We start from the raw sequence: 6,182 nt of genomic DNA on the forward strand, positions 1-6,182 counted from the left end.
GACAATATCTGGCTCGGCGCCTTGGGTGCGGGCACTATCCTGGCTTACGCGCTGTGGAACCACCGCCGGCTCGATGCTTTCCTGGCCGGCGAAAACGCCGCCGAAAGCCTGGGCGTGCCGGTGGCGCGGATGCGAAGGATGACCTTTCTCGTCGCCGCCTTCTCGACGGCGATCCTGGTCTCGGTCGCCGGCGTCATCGGCTTCGTCGGGCTGATGATCCCGCATCTGTCGCGGCCGCTGGCGGGCCCCTTGCACCTGCGCCTGGTTGCCAGCTGCGCCGTGTTCGGCGCGGTGCTGTTGCTGGCCAGCGACCTTCTGGCCCGAACGCTGCTGCCGCCGCAGGAACTGCCGATCGGCATCATCACCAGCTCGGTCGGCGCGTTCTTCGTCGTCACCATGCTGATCCGCAACCGGCTGTGAGTGCGGTGGGCAACTGGGCGCCGGATCACACCGTCCAGAAATAGCGCACGAGGTGAAAGAACACCGGGGCAGCGAAGACCAGGCTGTCGGTGCGGTCCATCATGCCGCCATGGCCTTCGATCAGATGGCCCCAGTCCTTGACGCCCTGGTCGCGCTTGATGGCCGAGGCGACCAACCCGCCAAGAAATCCCATCGAGCAGGCGACGAAGGCCACGCCCGCTGCCTGTAGCGGCGAAAAGGGCGTGACGAATGACAACAACGCGCCCAGCAGGCTCGCCGACACCAGTCCGCCGATCGGGCCTTCCCAGGTTTTCGACGGCGAGACGTTCGGCGAAAAACGGTGTTTTCCAAAGAGCTTGCCGAAGATGGCGAACATGCCGCATTTGTGCACCAACGCTCGGGCAGGGTAAAAAGTTTAGGCTTGAAATAAATTTGGTCTGGTGCAACTCTCAATCGTCAGTCGAGAGCGTGGGAGGTCTCGCTGTGCCAAATGCCGGTCGCATATTCGATCGCGCCGGGTGCTGCCGCATATGCGGATGACCAGCCCGGCGTCGGCGCAAAGCCTCCCGGCAAGTTGCGTATTCAAACACACGCACGGCGACAAGACCGTGGCAACGAGCATCTAGGGGACAGCCGCAGAATGCTTGGACCGTCAGCGCATATCGACACTTTCACGCGCGACAACCTTCCGCCCGAGGAACAGTGGCCGAACTTCCTGCTCGATGGCTTCGACTACCCCGAATACCTTAATGCCGGTGTCGAACTGACCGACGTCTGGTCGAAAAGGGTCTGGGTGACCACACCGCGCCGATCGGCAATGGCCGGGCGCTGGCGCTTCAATCATGTCACCACAGTCGAACGCATCATCGGCATGAAACGCAGCACCGGCGGCACGTCGGGCGCTTCGTGTCTGAAGAGATGCTGGAGGTTGAACTGTTCACTGAACTCTGGAAAGTTCGCACCCGGCTCTAAAGCTATTTTATCTATATTGAAAACACTGGGAAGGAGAGAAAAATGAAGAATATCCTGGCATCCAGCATGTTCGCTTTGTCGCTGGCCACATCTGGCCTTGCCTATGCCGAACCCGTCAAGATCGGCGTCATCACCACGCTTTCGGGCGGCGGTGCGGGTCTCGGCGTCGACATGCGCGATGCCTTTACGCTGGCGATGAAACAGTCCGGCAACAAAGATGTCGAGCTGGTCATCGAAGACGATGCCCAGAAGCCCGAGATCGCGGTGCAGCTCGCCGAAAAGATGATCCAGAGCGACAAGGTCGACCTGCTCACCGGTATCATCTGGTCGAACCTGGCGATGGCGGTGGTGCCCAACGCGGTGGCGCAGGACGTCATCTATCTGTCGCCCAATGCCGGCCCGTCGGCGCTTGCCGGCGCCAAGTGCAACAAGAACTATTTCAACGTCGCCTACCAGAACGACAATTTCCATGAGGCGATGGGTCAGTACGCCAACAAGGACTACAAGAAGACCTTCATCCTCGCGCCCAACTACCCGGCTGGCAAGGATTCGCTGACCGGCTTCAAGCGCTACTACAAGGGCGAGCTGGCAGGCGAGGCCTACACCCAGATCGGCCAGGCCGACTACGCCGCCGAGATCGCCCAGATCCGCGATTCCGGTGCCGACTCGGTGTTCTTCTTCCTGCCTGGCGGCATGGGCATTTCCTTCATGAAGCAGTACGCCCAGTCGGGCGTGAACATCCCGGTCATGGGTCCTGGCTTCTCCTTCGACCAGGACATTTTGCCCGCGGTTGGCGACGCAGCCCTCGGCGTCAAGAACTCGGCGAGCTGGTCCAGGGACCTCGACAACGAAGCCAACAAGCAGTTCGTCGAGGCCTTCAAGGCCGAATACAATCGCCTGCCCTCAATCTACGCCGCCCAGAGCTGGGATACGGCGAACCTGATCCTGTCCGCGCTGTCCAAGGCCAGTGTTAAGGACAAGGACGCGTTCCGCGCGGCCCTCAAGGCAGCCGATTTCAAGTCGGTGCGCGGCGAGTTCACCTTCAACACCAACAATCATCCGGTCCAGAACATCTACGTCCGTGAGGTGGTAAAGGAAGGCGATGTCTTGACCAACAAGATCATCGCCACCGCCTTCGAACACCACAAGGACGCCTATGCCGACCAGTGCAAGATGTAGCCCAAGGCTGCATCCGCTTTGCTAAAGTGCCGGCCTCGTCATCGACGGGGCCGGGGCCGCGGCGAGGCCGCATCGCCGTATCTTGCAGCGGCTTGCTTCGGCATTCCCCGCCTTGAACCACAGTCCGGATCGTTCATTTGTCCATCGCCCTTCTGATCGAACAACTTCTCAACGGGCTGCAGCTCGGAGTGATGCTGTTCCTCATGGCCGCCGGCCTGACGCTGATCTTCGGAGTCATGGGCCTGATCAACCTCGCCCATGGCTCGCTCTACATGGTCGGCGCCTTTGCCTGTGCCACGGTCGCCGCCGCCACTGGTTCGTTCTGGATCGGTCTGGTGGCGAGCCTGATCGCTGCGGCAGCCGCCGGTGCGGTCATGGAGATCGTTGTCATCCGCAGGCTTTATGAGCGCGACCATCTTGACCAGGTGCTGGCGACGTTTGCGCTGATCCTGATCTTTTCGGAAGGCACGCGCTGGCTGTCTGGCTCGTTTCCGCTTTATCTCGACATCCCACCGCTGCTGCAAGGCGCGGTGCCCCTGCCCGGCGGTGGCCAGTACCAGCTCTACCGCCTCGCCATTATCGGCGTCGGCATCGCCGTTGCTGTGGGGCTCTATCTGCTGATCTCGCGCACCCGTCTCGGCATGCGCATCCGCGCCGGCGAATCCGACCGCGAGATGATCGCAGCCCTCGGCGTCGACATCCGCACGCTCTACACTGTTGTCTTCGCGCTAGGTGCTGCCCTTGCCGGCCTTGCCGGCGCGCTGGTCGGTGCGCTGCAATCGGTGCAGGTCGGCATGGGCGAGCCAGCACTCATCCTCGCCTTCGTGGTCATCGTCATCGGCGGCATCGGCTCGATCAAGGGCGCGCTGTTCGGTGCCATCCTCGTCGGCCTCGTCGACACGATGGGCCGCTTCCTCCTGCCCAAGGCGCTGGCGTTGATGATGCCGACGGCACAGGCCGGGCTGATCGGTGCCTCACTCGCCTCCATGCTGATCTACATAGTCATGGCCCTGATCCTCGCTTTCAGGCCAAGCGGCCTGTTTGCGGCGCAGTCGTAAGGGCCACCATGAGCCGCGAAACCATCATCAATATACTGCTGGCACTTCTGCTGCTAGCGATCCCGTTCAGTGCGTCTGCAATGGGCGAGCAATTCTACGTCACGCTTGCCACGCGCATTACGATCCTTGCGCTCGCTGCTGTCGGGCTCAACATCGCGCTTGGTCTTGGCGGGCTGGTATCCTTTGGCCACGCCGCCTTCTTCGGCCTTGGCGGCTATGCCGCCGGCATCCTGGCGACCCATACCTTCAACGCCGAACCGCTGTTGTTTGGCCTGCAAGGCACGACCTCGATGCCGGTCATCTGGTCGGTGGCTATCCTGGTTTGCGGCCTTGTCGCCTTGCCGATCGGCGCGATCAGCCTGCGCACGACGGGCGTCTATTTCATCATGATCACGCTCGCTTTCGCGCAGATGATCTACTACTTCGCCATCTCCTGGCCGGCCTATGGCGGCGAGGACGGGCTGTCGATCTATGTCCGCAATGGCTTTCCCGGTATGAACACGGCGCAGCCCCTGACCTATTTCCTGATCTGCTATGTCGTGCTGATGGCAGCACTTGGCCTGTTCTGGCTGCTGCGCGGATCGCGCTTCGGTGCCGCATTGCAGGCGGCACGGCAGAACGCGACCAGGCTGTCCGCCGTCGGCATCGCACCCTTCAACATCAGGCTCGTTGCCTTCGCCATCTCTGCCATGGTCACAGGCCTCGCCGGCGCGCTGTTTGCCGATCTCAACCGCTTCGTCAGCCCCTCGATGCTGTCCTGGCACATGTCGGGCGAGCTGATCGTGCTCATCATCCTTGGCGGCAAGGGTCGGCTGTTCGGCCCGGTTGCGGGCGCGATGCTTTACGTGCTGTTCGAATTCGCGCTTGGCGGCTTCACCGAACGCTGGCAGTTCTTCCTTGGCCTGATCCTGCTCGGCGTCGTTTTGTTCGCGCGCGGCGGGCTGCTTGGCCTTTTGGCTGGAGAGGCGCGTCATGGCTGAGCTGGTCCTCGAAATACGCGATCTCAAAAAGACTTTCGGCGCGCTGAAGGCCACCGACGGGGTCAGCCTCGATCTCAAGCCGGGCGAAATCCACGCGCTGATCGGCCCCAATGGAGCCGGCAAAAGCACGCTGATCCACCAGATCTCGGGCTCGCTCCGGCCAGACAGCGGCAGTATCCGCTTTCTCGGCCAGGATATGGCCGGGCTCGACATGGCGGCCCGCGGGCGGCTTGGGCTAGGCCGCAGCTTCCAGATCTCATCACTCGCGCAGGAGTTTTCCGCGCTGCGCAATGTGATGCTGGCGGTGCAGGCACGCCAGGGAACGAGCTTCCGCTTCTTACGCCCCGTGATGAGCGACAAGAGCCTGACAGAACCGGCGATGGCGATGCTGGAGCGCGTCGGCCTTGCCGGGCGCGCCTACGTGCCAGCCGCTGAGCTGTCGCATGGCGAACGCCGTCAACTCGAAATCGCCATTGCGTTGGCCCTTGGATCGAAGGCCTTTTTGTTCGACGAGCCGATGGCCGGCATGGGGCCAGACGGATCGAAAGCGTTGACGAAATTCCTCGACGGCCTGCGCCACGAAGCGCCGATCCTGCTCGTCGAGCACGACATGGATGCCGTCTTCGCGCTTGCCGACCGTATCTCGGTCCTCGTCTATGGCCGCGTCATCGCCGCCGGCACGGTGGACGAGATCCGCAACGATCCCGAAGTGCGCCGGGCCTATCTCGGAGAAGCTGCGTGAGCCTGCTGGAACTCAACGGCGTCGAAACCTTCTACGGCGCATCGCAGGCGCTGTTCGGCGTCTCGCTCGACGTCAGGGCGGGTGAGGTCGTGGCGCTCATGGGCCGCAACGGCATGGGCAAGACGACGACGATCAATTCCATTCTCGGCCTCGCGAAACCGCGCTCAGGCTCGATCAGCTTTGGCGGCCGCCAAGTCGCCGGCATGCGCCCGCACCGCATCGCGCGCCTTGGCCTGGGTCTGGTGCCGGAGGGAAGGCGCTGCTTTCCCAATCTGACCGTACTGGAGAACCTGCTGGCCGCAGCACGCGGCAGCGCGTGGACATTGGAAAAAGTTGTCGAGCTGTTTCCGCGTCTCGGCGAACGCCGCGACCAATATGCCGGTACACTGTCGGGCGGCGAGCAGCAGATGGTAGCCATCGGCCGCGCGTTGATGACCAATCCGAGCCTGCTCATTCTGGACGAGGCGACCGAGGGTCTGGCACCTGTGATCCGCCAGGACATCTGGGCAGCAATCCGCAAGCTCAAGTCGAGCGGACAGTCGATCCTTATCGTCGACAAGACGCTTGCCGAGCTTCTACCTGTGGCCGACCGCTGCTTCGTTCTGGAAAAGGGCATGACCGTCTTCGAAGGCACGCCCGAGGCGCTGACGCCAGAAATTCAGGACCGCTATCTCGGCGTATGAAAAAAGGGTGTCAAACGGCTTCCAAACTGACCCGGCGCGGTGCTGTTGCTGGCCAGCGATCTTCTGGCCCGAACGCTGCTGCTGCCGCAGGAGCTGCCGATCGGCATCATCACCAGCTCCGTCGGCGCGTTCTTCGTCGTCACCATGC

The 6,182-nt window shown here is 62.5% G+C and carries 6 protein-coding genes and 4 pseudogenes; 9 read left to right on the forward strand and 1 reads right to left on the reverse strand.

Annotated features, from left to right (window positions below; translation table 11 throughout):
* A partial coding sequence (locus EN749_RS28410; RefSeq protein ID WP_145991033.1) for an iron chelate uptake ABC transporter family permease subunit occupies positions 1-420 on the forward strand: 420 nt, incomplete at its 5' end.
* A 25-nt stretch (positions 421-445) separates the two neighbouring features.
* Here EN749_RS28410 and EN749_RS28415 read toward each other — a convergent pair.
* Positions 446-787 (reverse strand): annotated as a pseudogene (locus tag EN749_RS28415) (phosphatidate cytidylyltransferase); the annotation flags it as partial.
* Between the two features lie 273 nt (positions 788-1,060).
* On the opposite strand from EN749_RS28415, the pseudogene EN749_RS28420 reads away from it, so the two are divergent.
* The 8 genes and pseudogenes from EN749_RS28420 to EN749_RS28455 all read left to right on the forward strand — a co-directional run.
* Positions 1,061-1,245, forward strand: a pseudogene (locus EN749_RS28420) (2-aminobenzoate-CoA ligase); the annotation flags it as partial.
* Between the two features lies 1 nt (position 1,246).
* Positions 1,247-1,392, forward strand: a pseudogene (locus tag EN749_RS28425) (tryptophan 2,3-dioxygenase family protein); the annotation flags it as partial.
* A gap of 42 nt (positions 1,393-1,434) precedes the next feature.
* Positions 1,435-2,571, forward strand: a complete 1,137-nt coding sequence (locus EN749_RS28430; RefSeq protein ID WP_127270513.1) for an ABC transporter substrate-binding protein — start codon at positions 1,435-1,437, stop codon at positions 2,569-2,571.
* A 137-nt stretch (positions 2,572-2,708) separates the two neighbouring features.
* The gene (locus EN749_RS28435) at positions 2,709-3,629 is read left to right on the forward strand and encodes a branched-chain amino acid ABC transporter permease (RefSeq protein ID WP_127270515.1); all 921 of its coding nucleotides are present in this window, start codon (positions 2,709-2,711) and stop codon (positions 3,627-3,629) included.
* Between the two features lie 8 nt (positions 3,630-3,637).
* Positions 3,638-4,609: a branched-chain amino acid ABC transporter permease gene (locus EN749_RS28440; protein WP_128364403.1), complete on the forward strand. Its 972-nt coding sequence runs from the start codon at positions 3,638-3,640 to the stop codon at positions 4,607-4,609.
* Complete coding sequence (locus tag EN749_RS28445) at positions 4,602-5,351, forward strand: ABC transporter ATP-binding protein (protein WP_128364404.1); 750 nt, start codon at positions 4,602-4,604, stop codon at positions 5,349-5,351. Before EN749_RS28440 ends, EN749_RS28445 begins: the two co-directional genes overlap by 8 nt.
* Complete coding sequence (locus tag EN749_RS28450; RefSeq protein ID WP_127271619.1) at positions 5,348-6,034, forward strand: ABC transporter ATP-binding protein; 687 nt, start codon at positions 5,348-5,350, stop codon at positions 6,032-6,034. Before EN749_RS28445 ends, EN749_RS28450 begins: the two co-directional genes overlap by 4 nt.
* Before the next feature lie 33 nt (positions 6,035-6,067).
* A pseudogene (locus EN749_RS28455) lies at positions 6,068-6,182 on the forward strand (iron chelate uptake ABC transporter family permease subunit); the annotation flags it as partial.

The organism is Mesorhizobium sp. M7A.F.Ca.ET.027.02.1.1, assembly GCF_004022985.1.
GTDB lineage: Bacteria > Pseudomonadota > Alphaproteobacteria > Rhizobiales > Rhizobiaceae > Mesorhizobium.

Bases quoted from the DNA above. Each gene is read 5' to 3' on its own strand.
- EN749_RS28430 (WP_127270513.1), top strand. From the start codon at position 1,435: ATGAAGAATATCCTGGCATCCAGCATGTTCGCTTTGTCGCTGGCCACA.
- EN749_RS28440 (WP_128364403.1), top strand. From the start codon at position 3,638: ATGAGCCGCGAAACCATCATCAATATACTGCTGGCACTTCTGCTGCTA.
- EN749_RS28445 (WP_128364404.1), top strand. From the start codon at position 4,602: ATGGCTGAGCTGGTCCTCGAAATACGCGATCTCAAAAAGACTTTCGGC.